The following is a 229-nucleotide window of genomic DNA, read 5'->3' as shown; positions in this document are numbered from 1 at the left end:
CCCCCATGGTGGCGGCCATGTCCGAGGAGCTGCGGGCGTCCCTGGCGGCCCAGGTGCCGTTCCCGCCCCGGCTGGGGCGGCCAGAGGAGTATGCGGCCTTGGTGAAGCACGTGTTGGAAAACGAAATGCTCAACGGCGAAGTGATCCGCCTGGACGGGGCGGTGCGCCTGGCGGCCAAGTGAATTCTTCTTTCATCCTCATCCTTTTTCCTCCATGGCCTACGAAAACC

The 229-nt window shown here is 64.2% G+C and carries 1 pseudogene; it reads left to right on the top strand.

Features of this window, described 5'->3' with window-relative positions:
* Nucleotides 1-182 (top strand): annotated as a pseudogene (locus ACTFO6_RS20210) (3-hydroxyacyl-CoA dehydrogenase); the annotation flags it as partial.
* Nucleotides 183-229 lie beyond the last annotated feature (47 nt).

The sequence above is a fragment of the Pelomicrobium sp. G1 genome (genome assembly GCF_051905455.1).
Classification (GTDB): Bacteria; Pseudomonadota; Gammaproteobacteria; order Burkholderiales; family UBA6910; genus Pelomicrobium.
The sequence above is the reverse complement of the archived record's forward strand: the minus strand, read 5'-3'. Positions and strand labels throughout refer to the sequence as shown.